The 18,554-nt window shown below is 62.2% G+C and carries 18 protein-coding genes and 1 tRNA gene; 7 read left to right on the top strand and 12 right to left on the bottom strand.

Annotated features, from left to right (window positions below):
* Positions 1–2 precede the first annotated feature (2 nt).
* The 7 genes from ligA to ACWGXF_RS06210 all read right to left on the bottom strand — a co-directional run bounded on the left by ligA (position 3) and on the right by ACWGXF_RS06210 (position 6,659).
* Positions 3–452, bottom strand: coding sequence for a protocatechuate 4,5-dioxygenase subunit alpha (gene ligA / locus ACWGXF_RS06180; protein ID WP_034379438.1), 450 nt, complete (start codon positions 450–452; stop codon positions 3–5).
* 81 nt (positions 453–533) lie between these two features.
* A complete protein-coding gene (locus ACWGXF_RS06185) occupies positions 534–1,451 on the bottom strand; it encodes an amidohydrolase family protein (protein ID WP_034379439.1) in 918 nt (305 codons plus the stop codon).
* 171 nt (positions 1,452–1,622) lie between these two features.
* Positions 1,623–2,306 carry a 4-carboxy-4-hydroxy-2-oxoadipate aldolase/oxaloacetate decarboxylase gene (gene ligK, locus ACWGXF_RS06190; protein ID WP_012838739.1) on the bottom strand — a complete coding sequence of 228 codons (684 nt, stop codon included), beginning with the start codon at positions 2,304–2,306 and terminating at the stop codon, positions 1,623–1,625.
* A 133-nt stretch (positions 2,307–2,439) separates the two neighbouring features.
* Positions 2,440–3,468: an amidohydrolase family protein gene (locus tag ACWGXF_RS06195; protein ID WP_003054189.1), complete on the bottom strand. Its 1,029-nt coding sequence runs from the start codon at positions 3,466–3,468 to the stop codon at positions 2,440–2,442.
* Positions 3,469–3,508: 40 nt separating this feature from the next.
* Positions 3,509–4,906, bottom strand: coding sequence for an MFS transporter (locus tag ACWGXF_RS06200; protein ID WP_034408249.1), 1,398 nt, complete (start codon positions 4,904–4,906; stop codon positions 3,509–3,511).
* 161 nt (positions 4,907–5,067) lie between these two features.
* Entirely contained in the window at positions 5,068–5,760 is a 693-nt protein-coding gene (locus tag ACWGXF_RS06205; protein WP_314352677.1) for a substrate-binding domain-containing protein, read from the bottom strand.
* A gap of 389 nt (positions 5,761–6,149) precedes the next feature.
* A complete protein-coding gene (locus tag ACWGXF_RS06210; RefSeq protein WP_452101769.1) occupies positions 6,150–6,659 on the bottom strand; it encodes a hypothetical protein in 510 nt (169 codons plus the stop codon).
* 290 nt (positions 6,660–6,949) lie between these two features.
* Here ACWGXF_RS06210 and selD point away from each other — a divergent pair, with 290 nt between their 5' ends.
* Positions 6,950–8,026, top strand: coding sequence for a selenide, water dikinase SelD (gene selD / locus ACWGXF_RS06215; RefSeq protein ID WP_256630745.1), 1,077 nt, complete (start codon positions 6,950–6,952; stop codon positions 8,024–8,026).
* Between the two features lie 116 nt (positions 8,027–8,142).
* On the opposite strand, the gene ACWGXF_RS06220 is transcribed toward selD, so the two are convergent.
* From ACWGXF_RS06220 to ACWGXF_RS06240, 5 genes are all read right to left on the bottom strand, one after another.
* A complete protein-coding gene (locus ACWGXF_RS06220) occupies positions 8,143–8,610 on the bottom strand; it encodes an Lrp/AsnC family transcriptional regulator (RefSeq protein WP_003067511.1) in 468 nt (155 codons plus the stop codon).
* A gap of 765 nt (positions 8,611–9,375) precedes the next feature.
* A tRNA-Gln gene (locus tag ACWGXF_RS06225) sits at positions 9,376–9,452 on the bottom strand.
* Positions 9,453–9,575: 123 nt separating this feature from the next.
* The gene (locus ACWGXF_RS06230) at positions 9,576–9,896 is read right to left on the bottom strand and encodes a heavy metal-binding domain-containing protein (RefSeq protein ID WP_003067510.1); all 321 of its coding nucleotides are present in this window, start codon (positions 9,894–9,896) and stop codon (positions 9,576–9,578) included.
* A gap of 309 nt (positions 9,897–10,205) precedes the next feature.
* Positions 10,206–11,108: a LysR family transcriptional regulator gene (locus ACWGXF_RS06235; protein WP_003067507.1), complete on the bottom strand. Its 903-nt coding sequence runs from the start codon at positions 11,106–11,108 to the stop codon at positions 10,206–10,208.
* Between the two features lie 23 nt (positions 11,109–11,131).
* Positions 11,132–11,680 (bottom strand): MarR family winged helix-turn-helix transcriptional regulator, encoded by a 549-nt coding sequence (locus ACWGXF_RS06240; RefSeq protein WP_034358594.1) that lies wholly within the window; start codon positions 11,678–11,680, stop codon positions 11,132–11,134.
* Between the two features lie 273 nt (positions 11,681–11,953).
* Between ACWGXF_RS06240 and ACWGXF_RS06245 the strand changes: the two genes are divergently transcribed.
* The 6 genes from ACWGXF_RS06245 to ACWGXF_RS06270 all read left to right on the top strand — a co-directional run bounded on the left by ACWGXF_RS06245 (position 11,954) and on the right by ACWGXF_RS06270 (position 18,480).
* The gene (locus ACWGXF_RS06245; protein ID WP_256630746.1) at positions 11,954–13,081 is read left to right on the top strand and encodes a cupin domain-containing protein; all 1,128 of its coding nucleotides are present in this window, start codon (positions 11,954–11,956) and stop codon (positions 13,079–13,081) included.
* A gap of 133 nt (positions 13,082–13,214) precedes the next feature.
* Positions 13,215–13,922, top strand: coding sequence for a fumarylacetoacetate hydrolase family protein (locus ACWGXF_RS06250; protein ID WP_256630747.1), 708 nt, complete (start codon positions 13,215–13,217; stop codon positions 13,920–13,922).
* 12 nt (positions 13,923–13,934) lie between these two features.
* The gene (gene maiA, locus ACWGXF_RS06255) at positions 13,935–14,579 is read left to right on the top strand and encodes a maleylacetoacetate isomerase (protein WP_314352679.1); all 645 of its coding nucleotides are present in this window, start codon (positions 13,935–13,937) and stop codon (positions 14,577–14,579) included.
* 118 nt (positions 14,580–14,697) lie between these two features.
* A complete protein-coding gene (locus ACWGXF_RS06260; protein ID WP_409338879.1) occupies positions 14,698–15,690 on the top strand; it encodes a Bug family tripartite tricarboxylate transporter substrate binding protein in 993 nt (330 codons plus the stop codon).
* Between the two features lie 385 nt (positions 15,691–16,075).
* Positions 16,076–16,744 (top strand): hypothetical protein, encoded by a 669-nt coding sequence (locus tag ACWGXF_RS06265; protein WP_256630749.1) that lies wholly within the window; start codon positions 16,076–16,078, stop codon positions 16,742–16,744.
* 212 nt (positions 16,745–16,956) lie between these two features.
* Positions 16,957–18,480, top strand: coding sequence for a CoA-acylating methylmalonate-semialdehyde dehydrogenase (locus ACWGXF_RS06270; RefSeq protein WP_012838771.1), 1,524 nt, complete (start codon positions 16,957–16,959; stop codon positions 18,478–18,480).
* The last annotated feature ends 74 nt before the right edge of the window (positions 18,481–18,554 follow it).

The raw sequence follows: 18,554 nt of genomic DNA on the forward strand, positions 1-18,554 counted from the left end.
TCTTAGTTGCCTTCCTTGTTCTGGTTGCCTGCGCTGCCCTGGGGCTGATGGTGCGCCTGCGCATCACCGTCCTCGCCCACATAGCGATTGCCATCGGCAGAGCGGCCGCCGCCCATCATCATGGCGCGGTACTCTTCTTCGGTCATGCCGGTCATGGAGCCCGCCATCTGCTGGAAGCTCTTGCCGTCGGTGGCACCGATCTTGGCCAGGAAGTAGATATTGCCGCCGGTGCGCATGCACCAGTTCAGATCGCGCGCCAGCACGGCCTGCTTCTGCTCCTCGGTCATCGCCCACTCGTCCAGATAGGCTCGCTCGTTGGCGCGGAAGCGCTCGCGGTTCTCGGCCTTCATCAGGCTCATGCAGAACTGGTTGAGCCAGTAGCCCTTGCGGGACTGCTCGGCATCGAAAATGATGGTGCCGGGCACGTCCAGATACGGTTTTTCCAAAGCCATAAATTCTCCTCGTTACGGATGGCGCAGCCCATGCGACAAGGCTGCGGCCTGTTTCCGGGTGTATGTGTCGCCGGAACTCCGTCAGACCTCTTCGGGCCAGTACAGACGCATGGGGTTGTCCACCAGCAGCTTTTGCTGCAACTCTGCGGTGGGAGCGATATGAGGAATGAAGTCCACCAGCAGGCCGTCGTCGGGCATGTGGTCCTTCAGGTTGGGGTGCGGCCAGTCCGTGCCCCAGAGCACGCGCTCGGGGAACTCCTCGACCACGCGGCGCGCGAACGGCACCACGTCCTGGTAGGCATTCTGCTCACCATGAAGCGCCTTGGGGCCGGAGACGGACAGGCGCTCGGGGCAGGACACCTTGCTCCAGACATTCTTGTGCTCGCGCATGAACTTCAAGAACAGGGCGAACTCCTCGCTGTCCACGCCCTTGGTCACGTCGGGGCGGCCCATGTGGTCAACCACCACGGTGGTGGGCAGCGCGGTGAAGAAGTCCCACAGCTCGGGCAGATCCACGGCTTCGAAATAGATCACCACATGCCAGCCCAGCTTGGCGATGCGACCGGCGATCTCCATCAGCTCGTCCTTGGGCGTGAAGTCCACCAGACGCTTGACGAAGTTGAAACGCACGCCGCGCACGCCGGCGTCGTGCAGCTCCTGCAGTTCGGCATCGCTGATGGAGCGCTTGACCGTGGCCACGCCACGGGCCTTGCCGCCCGAGGACTTGCAGGCATCGACCATGGCGCGGTTGTCCGCACCGTGGCAGGTGGCCTGCACCACCACATTGCGCGCAAAACCCAGATGGTCGCGCAGCGCATACAGCTGGGCCTTGCTGGCGTCGCAGGGGGTGTACTTGCGCTCGGGGGCGAAGGGGAACTCGTTGCCGGGACCGAACACATGGCAGTGCGCATCCACAGCGCCGGCAGGCAGCTTGAACTGGGGCTTGCTGGGGTTGGCATACCAGTCCAGCCAGCCGGGGGTTTTTTCAAAGGCGCTCATCTGTTTGCTCCTCAATTGTTGATTGCACCGTGCGCTGCGCACTTCCCACCATCCATGAAACTGGCGCTGCCACATCTCAGAGACACCGAGGAAGGGCCGCCCCGCACCGAGGGTGTCGTCCCCTTCCCGCGCAGCGAGAGAGGGGGAAGCGGCGCAGCCGCTCAGGGGGTGTTAATCCACATAGCGCAAGCCGGCCTTTTCCAGGGGCTCGCGCATCTTGTACATATCCAGGCCCAGGACGCCCGAAGCCAGCTTGGCGCGCTTTTCGCCTTCGAAGCTTTCGCGCTTCTGGGCAGCGGCCAGCACCTCCACGGCACGGGCAGCGGGCACGCAGACCACGCCGTCGTCGTCGGCCACGATCACGTCACCGGGCGTGACCAGCATGCCGGCACAGACGATGGGGATGTTGACCGAGCCCAGGGTGGCCTTGATCGTGCCCTTGGAAGAGATGGCCTTGCTCCAGACCGGGAAGTCCATCTCCTGCAGCGTCTTCACGTCACGCACGCCGGCGTCGATGATCAGCGCACGTGCGCCACGCGCCTGGAAGCTGGTGGCCAGCAGATCGCCGAAGTAGCCGTCGGAGCACTCGGCGGTGACGGCAGCAACCACGATATCGCCGGGCTGAATCTGCTCGGCAGCCACATGCATCATCCAGTTGTCGCCGGGCTGCAGCAGCACGGTGACGGCGGTGCCGGAGACCTGCTTGCCGGCGTAGATGGGGCGCATATAGGGCTTGAGCAGGCCGACGCGGCCCATGGCCTCGTGCACGGTGGCGGAGCCCAGGGCGGCCAGGCCGTCAGCAGCAGCGCGGTCGGCGCGCTGGATATTGCGGTAGACAACTCCCAGTTCGTACATGGAAATACCTCTTTGCTTTGACGTTATTGAATCCAAAAAGTGAGCTGGTAGCGCTTGTCATTCATCAGATTTGAATAGTTTTCTTATTGAAAACCTTTCATACCGTACGCCAGCAGCTCTCTTCTTTGAGAAGTTACAGACCCTTGGCCTTGAGCGCCTTGTCCAGACGCGTGAACACGCGGCGGGCATTGCCTTCGTAAACGGCGTGCTTTTCATCGGCCGTCAGGTTCTGCGTGGCTTCGATGTAGCGCTTGGTGTCGTCGTAGTAGTGACCGGTCTGCGGATCGATGCCGCGCACGGCGCCGATCATTTCGCTGGCGAACAGGATGTTCTTGGTGGGAATCACTTCCGTCAGCAGGTTGATGCCCGGCTGGTGGTAAACGCAGGTGTCGAAGTAGATGTTGTTGAGCAGATGCTCTTCCAGCAGCGGCTTCTTCATCTCCTGCGCCAGACCGCGGAAACGGCCCCAGTGGTAAGGCACGGCTCCGCCGCCATGGGGAATCAGGAACTTCAGGGTCGGGAAGTCCTTGAACAGATCCGAAGTCAGGCACTGCATGAAGGCCGTGGTGTCGGCATTCAGATAGTGGCTGCCCGTGGTGTGGAAGCAGCTATTGCAGCTGGTGGAGACGTGGATCATCGCGGGGATGTCGTACTCCACCATCTTTTCGTAGATGGGGTACCAGCTCTTGTCGGACAGCGGGGGCGAAGTCCAGTGACCGCCCGAGGGATCGGGGTTCAGGTTCAGGCCCACGTTGCCGTATTGCTCCACGCACTTGACCAGCTCGGGAATGCAGGTCGCAGGGTCCACGCCGGGCGACTGGGGCAGCATGGCGGCGGGAATGAAGTGATCGGGGAACAGCTCGCTGACGCGGAAGCACAGCTCGTTGCAGATGGCGGCCCAGGTGCTGGAGGTCTGGAAGTCACCGATGTGGTGCGCCATGAACGAGGCACGGGGGCTGAAGATGGTCAGATCGGAACCACGTTCCTTCATCAGGCGCAGCTGATTGGTTTCGATGGTCTCGCGGATTTCATCGTCGCTGATCTTCAGATCGGCCACCGACGGGGTCTTGCTCGGGTCCTTGAGGCCGGCGATCTGCAGATCGCGCCATGCGCCCAGAGCCGCAGGCGCCGTGGTGTAGTGACCGTGTACGTCAATGATCATCTTCAAGCTCCGTTAAAAAATAATTCGTCTATCAAAAAGTTCAGTGCGCGCCGCCCAGGCCCAGCATGGAGGTGCGCGGTGCGCCGCCGGCATAGCGGTTCTTGACCAGCAGCGCCAGCGCGGCGATGACACCGGGAATGGCAACCACCATGAAGACCTGCGGCAGCTCCAGGTGACGGCGCGACAGCTCGGCCACCAGGAAAGAGCCTGCAATGCCGCCAAAGCGGCCGATGCCCAGCATCCAGGACACGCCACTGGCGCGGCATTCCGTGGGGTAGTACTCGGCAGCCAGCGCCTGCATGGACGACTGTGCCGCATTCATCAGCAAACCGGCAATGAATACCGAAGCCACCAGCATGCCCACGCCACCTCCGAGCACCTGGCCGATGAAGGCCACGCCCAGGCTGGTCAGGAAGTAGCCCGTCGCGATGATCAGATTGGCATTCCAGCGGTCCATCAAAAGGCCGACGAAGATCGCGCCCACGCCGCCGAGCTGGAACAGCGCGGCAATCACGGCTGCCTGGCTGGCGGGCACGCCTGCTTCCTTGAACAGCACAGGCATCCAGTTGACCAGGCCATAGACGATCACCAGGCCCATGAAATACGTCACCCACAGGGCCAGCGTGCCGACCAGATATTTCTGCGAGAACACCAGACGCAGGCCCTGAGGACCTTGCTGTGCCTGGGCAGCCGCCTCGCCGCCGTCGTTCAGCACAAAACGCGCTGCATTGCGGGTGCCGGCGGCGATGCGCACCATCACCTTGCGCACGCGGTCGGCCGAGTAGTTCTTGAGCACCATGAAGCGCACCGACTCGGGCAGCATCACGATCATCAGCACGGCCAGGATCAGGGGCACCACGCCGCCCACGATCAGCAGGCTGCGCCAGCCGAAATGCGGAATCATCCAGGCCGCGATAAAGCCGCCGAAGGCCGAGCCGATGGGGAAGCCGCAGAACATGCAGTTGGTGATGAAGGAACGCTTGCTGTCAGGGCAGTATTCGTTCATCAGCGTGATGGCGTTGGGCATGGCCGCGCCAAGACCCAGGCCGGTGATGAAGCGCCAGATGGTCAGGCCTTGCAGATCGTGCACCAGACCGGAAGCAATCGATGCACCGCCCATCACCACCGAGGCGATGATCAGCACGGTCTTGCGGCCCACGCGGTCCGCCAGCGGACCCGCGCCCAGCGCGCCGAACGCCAGGCCGAACAGGGCCGCGCTCAGCACCGGGCCCAGATGGGACTTGTCGATGCCCCATTCGCCGAGCAGCGAAGGCGCGATGAAGCCGATGGCGGCGGTATCAAAACCGTCGAGCAGAACAATCAAAAAACAGAGGAAGAAAATCCCCCACTGGAAGCGTGAAAACGGGCTCTCGTTGAGCACGGTCTGCACATTGACGACCGCCGGGCCGGTGCTCTGTTTGCTAGTTTGCGAAGTCATATTTGGAATCTCAGTTGCCTCTCTTTGTCGCCTCTATCTCCTGTCTCGCGGCTGGCGCCAAAGCCTCAAAGGCATCTGGTACGTCCGTCACGAAAGGGCTATGACTGCCCTTTTGCTGGATGGGGTGTCAGTGCCAGGCCCCCGCCTGGACACGAATCAATTCAAGCGGGCTCCATGCCCTGGCGGCGCTTGGCCGCTTCGGCTTCAGGCGCAGCCATGAAGGCCAGCAGACGCTGCACGGCATCCGCATGTGCCGAGCCCGTCACAACGCCGGCAGAAAACACCGTATCGATGGCAATCGCGGCAGGCAGGCCGCCCACGATCTGTATGCCCGCAACATGGATCAGCTCGCTCAGCTGCTGAAAGCCCAGCGCCACTTCGCCCGAAGCAATCATGGAGCCCACGGGAACGCCGGGCCGGGCCTGCACGATGCGGGCCTTGATCTCGTCGGCAATGCCCCAACGCTCGAACAGCTTTTGCAGCGCCACACCGCTGGGGCCGGTGGAATAGCCAATGCTGGGCGCGGCCAGCACGGCAGCGCGCACGGCCTCTTCGGAGCCGATATCGGGCAGGGCTGCAGCAGCAGGCACGGCCACGGCGGTACTGGAGAGCACCAGGTCCACCTTGCTGCCTGCAACCACACGGCCGGCGGCCTGCAGCTTGTCGATGGCGTTGGAAGCCAGGAAGACCACATCAAAGGCCTCTTCACCGGACTGCACACGCTGCGCGGCATCCACACCACCCACGGATTCGATCTGCACCGGCTCGCCGCCCTGGGCCTGCCAGGCTGCAACCAGATCCGCGAGGACCTGGCGGGTTGCCATGGAAGAAATGCCTTTGAGTGCTGCGCTCATGCCGGAAGACTCCTGAAGTGGATGCCATGGCTGCCCCGCAATCCCGAATGCCGAGTCCCGGCCATCGAGGCCTTTCGAGCCACTCCCGTCACGCTGCGGGCAGACTGCACCGGCAGGACGAGGCGCTCGACAGGGCGTGCATCAGGGCAACCATCTAGTCAAAACGAATGAGACTATTGTCGGCAGCCCTGCCCCCTCCCACTAGGCAAGCCCTCCGCTAGCAGCTATGCCGCAAAGGCATAGCAAAGTGCTTGCTCATAACACGTATAAATACCTACAAACCAAGCATGAAGCCAATAAAAATAAAAGGCCGGTTGCTATTTTTTCAATAGCAATCAGCCTTCATTGCTGTGCATAAGCAACAGTGAATTTAGTGGTTAACCCCTAATTTAGTCGTCATGGCGTCCATGCCCACGCCCGTGACCATGACCATGACCACGCCCCCGGTCATCGCGATCATGCCTGTCCCAGTCACGTCGATCGCGGCGATCGTCTCTGTCCCAGTGCCTATGATCCCGGCGGTCGTCATGCCAGTCGCGTCGCTCGTGGTGGTGGCGCGGCGGAGGTCCTGCACGCCAATGGGGTGGCGGATTGCGCAGGAAATAGACCGGCTGGCCGCAGGCGTGATAGCGGCCGCAGTAGCTGCGCCAGTTGCGCGAATGGCCGGGCGGCACCCACATATAGATGGGCTGCACCTGCGGCACTACCGGGCCGCCCCACATCGGCTGGGCATACAGCAGCGGCGGTGGTGCATTACCGATATTGACCTGACCGTAAACCCCGGGCGCCAGCTGCCCTGAGATGGAGCCGCTGATATAGGCCTGTGCCTGGGCGGCACCCGCTGCGCAAACCAGCGCCAAGGCTGCCAGGCTGCGGATGAGTGAAGTGCGATTGGACATATGTCTCCATGCTCGATATAGATCACCGTGGGCCGGCGAGATCGCGCTTCGTCCCGGAAACGCTTCAGTCCTTAACGCGCCAGAGCCACTTTCGGCTGACCAGAATCGACAGCAAAGATGGATTACCAAAATTCAGACCAGCCATCGCCAGATCACATACCGCAGCCCGTGCCTGTTTATCGAGGCCGATAATAGATTCCTGCCAAACAGGATATCAAAACACCTCCGCTCTAGCCCAAACTCGGCAAGAGCAGTGCAGCACTGCGGTGACTGCAAGTTAACCTACAGCCATGAACTCCACCACATCCACTAGTACTTCCTCCCCCGCGACCCCGCGCCTGACTTCTCTCTCTCACGGCGGCGGCTGCGGCTGCAAGATTGCACCCGGCGTGCTGTCGGAGTTGCTGGCCAAAAGCAATCTGCCCAAGCAGTTTTTTCCTGACCTGCTGGTAGGCACAGAGACCGCAGACGACGCGGCCGTTTACAAGATCAATGACGAGCAGGCCATCGTGGCGACGACGGACTTTTTCATGCCCATCGTTGACGACCCCTATGACTTTGGCCGCATTGCCGCCACCAACGCGCTGTCCGATATCTATGCCATGGGCGGCACGCCCCTGATGGCACTGGCCATTGTTGGCATGCCCATCAATGTGCTGCCGCACGATGTGATTGCCAAGATTCTGGAAGGCGGCGAATCGGTCTGCCGCGATGCAGGCATTCCTCTGGCGGGCGGCCACTCGATTGATTCGGTGGAGCCCATCTACGGCCTGGTCGGCATCGGTATCGTCAACCCCAAGCAGATGAAGCGCAATGCCGATGCCAAGGACGGCGATGTGCTGATTCTGGGCAAGCCCCTGGGCGTGGGCATTCTCTCGGCGGCGCTCAAGAAGAATCTGCTGGACGATGCAGGCTACCGCGCCATGGTGGATGCAACCACCAAGCTCAACCGCCCCGGCGCCGAGCTTGCCAAGCTCGAGGGCGTGCACGCGCTGACCGACGTGACCGGTTTTGGCCTGCTGGGCCACGGCCTGGAACTGGCCCGTGGCGCCCAGCTCAGCGCACGCATTGAAAGCGCCAAGCTGCCCGTGCTGCCCGGTGTTCAGGCGCTTGCAGAGCAAGGCATTTTCACGGGCGCATCGGGGCGCAACTGGGCATCCTATGGCGAGCACATCCAGTTGGCATCGACCGTGACAGATGCCCAGAAAGCGCTGCTGACCGACCCTCAGACCTCTGGCGGCCTGCTTGTTTCCTGTGCGGCAGATGCTGTCCAGCAGGTGCTCAAGGTCTTTGCCGACAGCGGCTTTGGCGATGCTGCAGTGATTGGCCGCATGGAGGCAGGCTCGCCCAAGGTCTTTGTGGACTGAGCGCACCAGGCAATCGAGAAGGAGCGCAGCCCTGCTCTCCTTTCACCACAGAATGCAAAACGCCCGGTTTGAACCGGGCGTTTTGCATATGAGCGTCAGATACTGACTCTGGGCTTCTAAGCCTCTCCCACGACCTCGGCCGTGGTGCGGCGGTCGATCTTGCGGCTCAGCACCACCGAGGTATAGGTCTGCTGGATGCCGTCGATCAGGCCGATACGATCGAGCAGCGCATCCAGTTTCTCATTGCTCTCGCAGCGCACAAACACCATGTAGTCGTACTGTCCGCTGACGGCCGACACCTCTTCCACCTCGGTGAAGCGGTTGAGCGCCTGCATCACCGAAGTTGCTGTCTTGGGCTGAACACGGATACCGCAATAGGCGCGCACGGCAGACTGCTCCATGCGCGAGCCAAGGCGAACGCCATAGCCGGCGATCACGCCCTCCTGCTCCAGCTTGGCGATGCGAGCAACCACCGTGGTCCGAGCCAGATTCATCTGCCGAGCCAAATGCGCGGTCGAGGCACGCGCATTGGTCTGCAGCAGGCGCAGCAGCTGGCGGTCCGTTTCATCCAGTCGATATTCCATACCTTGTCTATCCAAATCTTGCCGTGCACTTACGCAAACGCTGCGTTAAACACAAACCCCAAGAACTCTCTGCCACCACCTGCAGCCATGCATTGCGCCAATCGGCTTCTGTTGCTGTTCGACCTCAGCCAAACGCGCGGAGCGAACCTCAGCGACACCCAACAGCCGATCATTGTGTCAGCTAACCCAGCCTGGTAGTGAGCTTGTCTTTTCAGATGGCAAATATGTATACATTTGTTTCAATCAGGCAAGATATATCAACATATTTGCACTTGCCTGCGCTTGTGACCAGGGCAAGGCGCACTGCGGTACGTCAGAGTGACTCCGGCCGAGACCAGGCCTCTGTCGTGGGCGAGCGGTCAAGCTCGCTCACAAGGACCCAAGTGCGCTCACCGAGTAACAGCGACACAAAAGAGCGAAGAGTCTAATGGTTGTTTTCCCGCGCTCATCGATGCCACTGACGATACGGCGAAAACACTCGGTAAGTTTGGCTGGTTTGCCGCAAATATCTGCAAAAGGTAAGTGCTTACCCTAGGTTATCCCTTGGCCTGGTACGTCGATTTCAGCAATGCCTGAGCCCACCAGACGGCAAGCAACCGCCAATCACCGACAACTGCGCCTTGTGCTGCCCGGCAAGGCTTGATGCGCATAGCGCAACCTGAGTGCCCCAATTGCGCATGACTGAAAGCTTTGGGCTCGCTTGCATGCGCCCCAAGCTCACAAACAAAAAACCCTGCTCATTGCAATGAGCAGGGTTTTGGATTTTGGCAGGGGAGGAAGGATTCGAACCTTCGCATGCTGGAATCAAAATCCAGTGCCTTAACCAGCTTGGCGACTCCCCTACGATGGAACGAATTCTACAACGACTTTTCGCTATAAATTTCGAAGTAGTCCAAAAATGTGCAATTGCACATGGAATAGGTTTGCAGCCTTTCTGGCGTCAAGCCAGCTCAGTCGCTGGCTGCCTATTCCACGACGACAGCCGTGCCGCTGGCCGAGACCATGAGCATGCCATTGCCCTGACCCAGCACCTCGAAATCAAGGTCCACGCCAACCACCGCATTGGCTCCCGCCTCCGCAGCGCGTTGCTCCAGTTCCTTGAGGGCAATTTCACGCGCTTTTTGCAGCTCGCGTTCGTAGGTTCCAGAACGCCCGCCCACGATGTCGCGAATTCCGGCAAAGAAGTCCTTGAACACATTGGCGCCCAGAATGGCCTCGCCCGCCACCACGCCGCAATAACGGGTGATGCGCTTGCCTTCGATGGAGGGAGTGGTTGTGACGATCATGCTTTGCTTTCTTAAAAATCAGCGCAAGGAGACAGGCAGCCATACGCTCTGGTCATAGCGCTGCGCGTGGCAAAGGCAGATACAGGCCTGACCTTGCCGCAGGCGCCGAGTCATCCGGTCGGATCAGTATATGCGTGCAATCCGCGCTGTTATCAAGACGATGGCGACGGCATCCATCGGCGCTCAGGACTTTTCATGACTGACTCCAAACTGGTCTGGCGGCGCAGACCAGCCTCCACCATGCAGCGCATGGATGCAGGTCAAATCAGAAGTCAGGCCGCCCCATCAAGGGCAAGACGCCATCAAAAATCATGCATCGGGCAATAGCAGCTTCTGCATGCCTTGCACGGCATCGCGCAGAAAGCTCCAGGTCGTGGCTATGCGCGGAATCTGGCGCGACTCCACGGGCATGCTCATCCAGAAGGTGCGTGTGAAACAAGCCTGCTCGGGTAGCACGCGGCTCAGTATCGGGTCCTTGTCGGCCACAAATGCCGGCAGCACGGCCAGACCGGCACCGGCACGCACGGCCTCGTATTGAGCGGTAATGCTAGTGCTGCGCAGCGCAAAACGCTCGGGCCGGTGCAAGGTATCCAGCAATTGCAGCTCGCGCGTGAACAGCAGATCGTCCACATAGTGCACAAAGCTGTGATGGCGCAGATCCTCGGTTCTGGCCACCAATGGCTTGCGCGCCAGGTATTCACGCTGGCCGTACAGATAGAGCCGGTAGTCGGTCAGCTTGGTGACGACAACCGAGCCGCGCTTGGGCCGCTCCAGCGAGATGACGATATCGGCCTCGCGGCTGGACAAATGCAGCATGCGCGGCAGCGCCAGCAGGTCCACGCTGAGCAGCGGATAGCGCAACGTGAGCCTGGCGAGCTCGGAGGCCAGCATCTGCGTGCCAAAGCCTTCGGTGGCCCCCACCCGCACCAGCCCGGCCAGCCCTTCGGCAGTCGCTGCATGCGCCAGGGGCCCCCGCTCCAGCCCGTCGACCGCGCTTTGCATGGTGTTGGTCACTTCTTGCAACTGCCGCCCAGCCTCGGTCAGCCGCCACTGCCCGCCTTCGCGCGCAAACAGTACGGCACCGAGCTGCTTTTCCAGCGCCTGAATGCGCCGCGACACCGTGGTGTGCTCGACTCCCATGCGTCGCGCAGCCGCCGCCATGCTGCCGCTGCGCGCCAGTTCGCCAAAAAAACGCAGATGGTCCCAGTCCAATGTCTTTCCTTGCGATCCGTGGTTCAGTCGTTCACGCTGCCCTGCATCTTGCCCGTAAGGCCCTTAACCGCCTTGACGGCAGCACTGCGCTTGCGCTCAGCACTGCGCTGGGCCACCGCGCTCGGGGCGCGCGCGAACTCGTCGTTCTCGTGAATCAGCAGCGACAGCATTTCCATGAACTGCGCCCGTTTGTCGTCAGGAAGAGGCTCCAGCATGCGACGCTGAGCGCGCAGCACCGAAGGCTCGGCGGCCACCAGCAGGCCGCGCCCCTCTTCGGTCAGGCTCAGCAAACGCACACGCCGATCTGCAGGGCTGGCGTTGCGCGCCATCAGGCCGCGTGCTTCCAGGCGGTCGATCACGCTGCCTATGGTGGAGGTGTCGAAGCCGATATTGCGTGCCAGCGTGCGCTGGTCGATGCCCGGCTGACGCAGCACGGCCGACAGGGCCGCGTACTGCACGGGCGTCACGCCGAATTCCTCGGTTTCTTCCATGAACACGGCTACGGCAATCTGCTGCAGCCTGCGGATGTGGTAGCCGGGATAGTTTTCTAGTTCTGCGGGTTGGTATTGCATGTCTTGGGTGGCCGAAGCCGAGCCCGCCCTGCCATGCGGCAGTTGAAGGGCCATGACTGAAAGACCCCGATATTCGCACGACTGCCGCCCCGATTCGAGCCAGGCCTGCTACCGGGTTTAACCCAATCATCGCTGATGCAGATCAACATTATGCTAATCATCAGTGTGCTGTTTATTTAATTCGCAGCCTCTCTTTGACCCCATTTCAGGCCACAAGCCACCAGACCCGGCAGCAACGCACTGCCCGGCAGATACCAAAGAAAGAGACAAACCATGAGCCTTGCGCAAGCCCAGCCCTCACCGGTCAAGCTCACGGCCCGCGACGCCCCCGGCCAACCCGAGCCCACAGCTGCGCTTGCGCAGCTGTACCGAGGCTTCGAGCAGGAAATGCTGGTGCCGCTGTGGACCGAGATCGGCGGCCTGATGCCTGCCCACCCCAAAAGCCAGGCCGCCGCCCATCTGTGGCGTTGGGAGAATCTGCTCAAGCTGGCTGATGAAGCCGGTCGCATCGTCCCCGTGGGCCGGGGCGGCGAGCGCCGGGCGATTGCCCTGGCCAATCCGGCGCTGGGCGGCCGCCCGTTTGCCACGCCCACGCTGTGGGCTGCCATCCAGTACCTGATGCCCGGCGAAGATGCGCCCGAGCACCGCCACACCCAGCATGCCTTCCGCTTTGTGGTCGAAGGAGAAGGCGTGTGGACCGTGGTCAACGGCGACTCGATCCGCATGTCGCGCGGCGACTTTCTACCCCAGGGCGGCTGGAACTGGCACGCCCACCACAATGCGGCCAGCCAGCCCATGGCCTGGATAGACGGGCTGGATATTCCGTTTGCCTACTACACCGAGTCCCAGTTCTTCGAGCATGGCCGCCTGCATCTGGACCCCGAGGAGCGTGCCACGCCCGAGTTCTCGCGCTCCGAGCGCCTCTGGGGCCATCCCGGGCTGAGCCCTGTGGCGCATCTGCAGAACAGCCCGAGCACGCCTTTGCTGGCCTACCGCTGGGTGGACACCGACCGCGCGCTGACCGAGCAACTGGCGCTCGAAGCCGAAGGCTGCGCCGCCACGATCAGCCCAGGCCATGCCGCCGTGCGCTACACCAACCCCAGCAATGGCCGCGACGTGCTGCCCACCATTCGCTGCGAAATGCACCGCGTGGCTTGCGGCGCCAGCACCCGACCAAAGCGCGAAGTGGGCTCTGCCGTCTTCCAGGTCTTCGACGGCCAGGGAACGGTGACCGTGGGCGAGCGCCAATGGCAGGTGCGGCGCGGCGACATGTTTGTCGTGCCCTCCTGGCAGCTGTTCAGCGCGCAATGCGATGCCGACCAGGCGCAGCTGGATCTGTTCCGTTTTGCCGATACCCCGATTTTCGAGGCCGTCCACGCGTACAGGGTGGATACCCCCTGAGCCGCTTCGCGTCTTCCCCCTCAAGGGGGAGACAGCCTTTGCTGCGGGGCCGCCAAGGCCCTTGCCGGCTGTCTCACACATGGAACGCGTCTTTTTCAAGTACCTAGTCACCGATACCCATCAGGAATCACACATGACCCAAGCCAACTATCTCTGGGCGCCATCCCCCGTGCAATCCCTGCCCGTGCGCGGCAGTGAGCAGCGCCTGCCCGTCAACCGCCTGTTCTTTGTGGGCCGTAACTACCACGCCCATGCGCTGGAGATGGGCCGCCCCGTGGACAAAAGCACAGAGCGCCCCTTTTATTTCACCAAGGCCCCGCAGACGCTGACCGAATCGGGCGCCACCGTGGCCTATCCACCCGAGACCAGCAACTACCACTTCGAGATGGAGCTGGTCGTGGCCATCGGCAAAGCGGGCTTTCGCATTCCTGCCGACCAAGCCCATGAGCACATCTACGGCTATGCCTGCGGCCTCGATATGACGCGCCGCGATCTGCAGCTGGTGGCACGCGACAAGGGCCGTCCCTGGGATCTGGGCAAGGATGTGGAGCAGTCCTCCGTCGCCGGTGAAGTCGTGCCCATGGCCGGCAAGGTGATCGAGTCCGGCCTCATCGAGCTGAGCGTCAACGGTCAGGTCAAACAGCAGTCCGATGTGAACAAGCTGATCTGGAACATCCGAGAAATCATTGCCGACCTGTCGCTGTTCTATCACCTGCAAGCCGGTGATCTGATCTACACGGGCACGCCCGAGGGCGTGGGTGCCGTGCTACCCGGCGACCGGATCACAGGTCGTGTGGAAGGCGTGGGCGAGATTGCCCTGAACGTGGGCCAGCCCGAGTAAAGCGCGCAGACCATGAAGCTCTACAGTTTTTTTCGCAGCGGCACCTCGCACCGTCTGCGCATCGCCCTCAATCTCAAGGGCCTCACGCCCGACTACCTCCCTGTCGATCTGCGTGTGGACGAGCAGGCCGAAGCGCCATTCAAGCGCATCAACCCTCAAGGCCTGGTGCCCGCGCTGACGCTGGACAGCGGCGAGACGCTGATCCAGTCGCCGGCCATCATCGAATGGCTGGAAGAGCGCTACCCCGAGCCTGCGCTGCTGCCTGCCGACCCCGAGGCCCGCGCCCATGTGCGCGCCCTGGCGGCCATCGTGGGCTGTGATGTGCACCCCATCAACAACCGCCGCATCCTGCAGACCCTGCGCCAGCAGTTCGGTGCCGACGAGGCCGGCATCAACGCCTGGTGCACCACCTGGATCACGGCCGGCTTTGACGCCGTCGAAGCCTTGCTGGCACAGGACGACACACGCGGCAGCTTCTGCTTCGGCAAGGCTCCCGGCCTGGCCGATGTCTATCTGATTCCGCAGGTCGAAAGCGCACGCCGCTTTGGCGTGGATCTGGCCCGCTGGCCGCTGATCAGCGCTGTCGATGCGGCTTGCAGCGCCCTGCCCGCCTTTGCCCAGGCAGCGCCTCTGGCCCAGCCCGACGCTCCGCAATAGACCCGTCCCCTGCGGCCGCGCCCGGACGCGGCTGCCCAGCAACGCTTTGCAGTCCCTAAAAAACACCCACCGGAGACAAACTGTGAAATACGAGCAAAATCAGCACCAAAGCCAATCCATAACTACACAAACAGCTATCAAAACAATAGCTTCCGCAGCGGCGCTGCTGGTCGCAGCCGGCCAGGCGCTGGCCCAGGGTGATGCCTCCAGCTATCCCAACCGCCCGGTGACCGTGGTCACTGCCTTTGCCGTGGGCAGCGGCCCCGATGCCGTGCTGCGCATCGTTGGCGAAAAGCTGGCCCAGCGCTGGAAGCAAGGCGTGACCGTGGACAACCGCCCCGGTGGCGGCGGCTTTGTCGCCATCGAGTACGCGCGCCGCGCCAAGCCCGACGGCTATACCCTGCTGCAACTGGACAGCGAACATATCTCGGCCCTGCCCTATCTCTACAAGAACAAGAACTTCAACACGCTGAGCCACTTCGACCCCGTGGCCCCGCTGTTCCTGACCCCTTTCTTTGTGGCCGTCCCCACGAATTCGCCATGGAAGAACATGGGCGACCTGATCAAGTCCGCCAAGGCCGAGCCCGGCAAGATCAGCTACGGCTCCTGGGGCGTGGGCAGCCCCGGCCATCTGGGCGGCGAATGGCTGGACTATCTGACGGGCAGCAAGATGACCCATGTGCCTTACCGCGAGGTCAGCCAGCTGTTCACCTCGGTCGCCAACGGCGACCCAAGCTGGAGCTTTGCCAGCCTGCCCTCCAGCCAGGGCATCTACAAAAGCGGCAAGATCCGCTATCTGGCCGTGGCCGCGCCCAAGCGCATCGCGCAAATGCCCGACGTGCCGACGGTCGCCGAAGCCGGCGGCCCCGCCGAGCTGGATGTGAACTCCTTTGTCTCCCTGCTCAGCCCCAAGGGCGTGGACGCCGCCGTGCGCGACAAGATCCGCAGCGATGTGGTGGCCGTGCTGCAGGACCCGCAGGTCCGCGAGAAGTTCTCCACCTTCGCCTTCCAGCCCATGAGCTTCACCGTGCCCGAGATGCAGCAATTTGCCAAGAAGAAGTCCGAGCAATACAAGCTGCTCATTGAAAAAGCCCAGATCAGCCTCGACTGAGAGCCGGCTGCGGCCATCCCAAAAGCGCGGCCCGGACACATCCCCCCAACCCTCAAAAGCCCCGTCAGCATTGGCTGAATGGGGCTTTTTTGCCTACCGCACCGACACTGGGCAACAGCTGCGGCGCATGGCCGTCAGTTCTCGACCCCGTTGCAGCTCAGCTCCAGCAGGCCTGCAAAAATGCTAGCAAGCCGGGGTTACACTTATTGCGAGGCGCTCCCACGGACTTGCATCCAGACTCTGGAGCGCCCCATGCCAAGAAGCTGCAGCCGATTTGCGAGAGGCCCGCTCTCAAGGCAGCTTCCCGCCCAGGCCGCAGCGCCGGGCTTCCTTCTGTTTTCACGTGACTCCACGCGATTCAGACCCTTTAAATCGTTATAAAAAGATGAACAATTCCATCAAGACTGCCATCGCTTTTTTGCTGCTGCCGCTGGCCGCAGCTTCGCAGGCGGCCGAGCCGCCTTCGCCCATTGCTGCTGCCGAGTTGTATATCCGCACCCTGGTCAATCACGACGAGCAGGCCATCAGCCAACTCAATGACTATCTGCGTCCGGACCGCCTGCGCTCGGGCCGCAGCGCGGACTACGCCAACGCCGCCGAACTCAAGCAAGCCGATAAGGACTTCCCGCGCGAAGTCACCGACGTGGCCCTGCCCCTGTTCCCCGAGGCGCAGCGCAGCGCCCTGCGTGCGCCCGTGGAAAGCCTGATGAGCACGGTGCAAAAGGCGCGCCAGCAATCGCAGTGCAAGACCGTCTCGGCCACCAAGCCCAAGCTCGACAAGCATGGCGTGCTCAATACCGATGTGAAGTTCAGCTGCCAGCTGGTCAAGACCCCCGAGACCTGGGCCGAGGGCATTCAACGCATGGTGCGCAACAAGCTCAGCCTGGATCAGGTGCAGGGCGAACTCAAGAAGCTGCAAGCTGCATACTCAGCCCCCGCCAGCTACACCTACGAGGGCGTACTTTCCCTGGGCATGGTGCCCAAGGACAAGGACAAGGCCTGGCGCAACGACTTCGCGAGCGAAGCCTTTGACGAGATGTTCAGCGAGCTCTAAGAGCACCTGAGAACGGCAAAAGGGCCCGGGTGGGCCCTTTTGCATTTTGCCGCCGCAGGTACTGCAGCCATGCCTGCACGACAAGCTCCAAAGCGCTGGCAGACATAGCATCCACTTGTGCACATTTGCACACCCTATGTGCAGTGTTTGCTATTGCTACAGCAAATCCGCACACATACCATGAGGAACGAATTCACCAACGGAGACACCTCATGAACGCACCGACTTCCGCCAAGGTTCTGGCGCCCACGGTCAAGCTGCTCATCAACGGGCAGATGGTCGAATCCAAAACCACCCAGTGGCGCGATGTGGTCAACCCCGCGACGCAGGAAGTGCTGGCGCGCGTACCGTTCGCCACGCCCGACGAGGTCAACGCCGCCGTGGCCAATGCCAAGCAAGCGTTCAAGACCTGGAAAAAGACGCCCATCGGCGCACGCGCCCGCATCTTTCTGAAGCTGCAGCAGCTGATCCGCGAAAACATGAAGGAGCTGGCCGCCCTGCTGACGGCCGAACAGGGCAAGACCCTGCCCGACGCCGAAGGCGATGTCTTCCGCGGCCTGGAAGTCGTGGAGCACGCGGCCAGCATCGGCAATCTGCAGCTGGGCGAGCTGGCCAACAATGTGGCCAACGGTGTCGATACCTATACGCTGAACCAGCCGCTGGGCGTGTGTGCAGGCATCACGCCCTTCAACTTCCCGGCCATGATTCCGCTGTGGATGTTCCCCATGGCGATCGCTACGGGCAATACCTTCATTCTCAAGCCCTCCGAGCAGGACCCCATCGTCACCATGCGTCTGGCCGAGCTGGCACTGGAAGCCGGCGTGCCTCCTGGCGTGCTCAACGTCATCCACGGCGGCGAGGACGTGGTCAACGCCATCTGCGACCACCCCGATATCAAGGCCATCAGCTTTGTGGGCTCGACCAAGGTCGGCACCCATGTCTACAACCGCGCCAGCCTCAACGGCAAGCGCGTGCAATGCATGATGGGCGCCAAGAATCACGCCATCGTCATGCCCGACGCCAACAAGGAGCAGTCGCTCAATGCCCTGCTGGGCGCTGCCTTCGGTGCGGCCGGCCAGCGTTGCATGGCGGTCTCCGTGGCCGTTCTGGTGGGAGAGGCCCGCAACTGGATTCCCGATCTGGTGGCCAAGTCCAAGACCCTCAAGGTCAATGGCGGTACCGAGCCCGGCACCGATGTCGGCCCTCTGGTGAGCTGCGCGGCCCTGTCGCGTGTCGAAGGCCTGATCGAGCGCGGCCTGGCCGACGGCGCCACGCTGGAGCTGGACGGTCGCAAACCCGAGGTGGCAGCCTATGCCAAGGGCAATTTTGTCGGCCCCACCATCTTCAGCGGCGTCAAGCCCGGCATGAGCATCTACGAGCAGGAAATCTTCGGCCCCGTGCTGTGTCTGGTCGCTGCCGAGGATATCGATCAGGCCATCGAGTTCATCAACGCCAACCCCAATGGCAACGGCACGGCCATCTTCACCCAATCGGGTGCGGCCGCGCGCAAGTTCCAGGAAGAGATCGATGTGGGCCAGGTCGGCATCAATGTGCCCATCCCCGTGCCCGTGCCGCTGTTCTCGTTCACGGGCAGCCGCGCCTCCAAGCTGGGCGACCTGGGCCCCTACGGCAAGCAGGTGGTCATGTTCTACACCCAGACCAAGACCATCACGGCGCGCTGGTTCGACGACAGCACGACCAGCCACGGCGTGAACACCACCATCAGCCTCAAGTAAGCCGGCCATGAAACCCGACAGTGCAGCCCTGCCTCTTGCCAGGCCCGGGCTGCGCTGTGCGGCTTTGCCGATGA

The sequence above is a fragment of the Comamonas sp. HJ-2 genome, from assembly GCF_053615495.1.

Excerpts from the sequence above, each read along its gene's own strand:
- ligA (WP_034379438.1), bottom strand. The coding sequence starts at position 452 with ATGGCTTTGGAAAAACCGTATCTGGACGTGCCCGGCACCATCATTTTC.
- ACWGXF_RS06245 (WP_256630746.1), top strand. The coding sequence starts at position 11,954 with ATGAGCCTTGCGCAAGCCCAGCCCTCACCGGTCAAGCTCACGGCCCGC.
- ACWGXF_RS06195 (WP_003054189.1), bottom strand. The coding sequence starts at position 3,468 with ATGATCATTGACGTACACGGTCACTACACCACGGCGCCTGCGGCTCTG.
- ACWGXF_RS06240 (WP_034358594.1), bottom strand. The coding sequence starts at position 11,680 with ATGCAATACCAACCCGCAGAACTAGAAAACTATCCCGGCTACCACATC.
- ACWGXF_RS06220 (WP_003067511.1), bottom strand. The coding sequence starts at position 8,610 with ATGGAATATCGACTGGATGAAACGGACCGCCAGCTGCTGCGCCTGCTG.
- ACWGXF_RS06270 (WP_012838771.1), top strand. The coding sequence starts at position 16,957 with ATGAACGCACCGACTTCCGCCAAGGTTCTGGCGCCCACGGTCAAGCTG.
- ACWGXF_RS06210 (WP_452101769.1), bottom strand. The coding sequence starts at position 6,659 with ATGTCCAATCGCACTTCACTCATCCGCAGCCTGGCAGCCTTGGCGCTG.
- ligK (WP_012838739.1), bottom strand. The coding sequence starts at position 2,306 with ATGTACGAACTGGGAGTTGTCTACCGCAATATCCAGCGCGCCGACCGC.
- ACWGXF_RS06265 (WP_256630749.1), top strand. The coding sequence starts at position 16,076 with ATGAACAATTCCATCAAGACTGCCATCGCTTTTTTGCTGCTGCCGCTG.
- ACWGXF_RS06185 (WP_034379439.1), bottom strand. The coding sequence starts at position 1,451 with ATGAGCGCCTTTGAAAAAACCCCCGGCTGGCTGGACTGGTATGCCAAC.
- ACWGXF_RS06250 (WP_256630747.1), top strand. The coding sequence starts at position 13,215 with ATGACCCAAGCCAACTATCTCTGGGCGCCATCCCCCGTGCAATCCCTG.
- ACWGXF_RS06230 (WP_003067510.1), bottom strand. The coding sequence starts at position 9,896 with ATGATCGTCACAACCACTCCCTCCATCGAAGGCAAGCGCATCACCCGT.
- ACWGXF_RS06205 (WP_314352677.1), bottom strand. The coding sequence starts at position 5,760 with ATGAGCGCAGCACTCAAAGGCATTTCTTCCATGGCAACCCGCCAGGTC.
- maiA (WP_314352679.1), top strand. The coding sequence starts at position 13,935 with ATGAAGCTCTACAGTTTTTTTCGCAGCGGCACCTCGCACCGTCTGCGC.
- ACWGXF_RS06200 (WP_034408249.1), bottom strand. The coding sequence starts at position 4,906 with ATGACTTCGCAAACTAGCAAACAGAGCACCGGCCCGGCGGTCGTCAAT.
- selD (WP_256630745.1), top strand. The coding sequence starts at position 6,950 with ATGAACTCCACCACATCCACTAGTACTTCCTCCCCCGCGACCCCGCGC.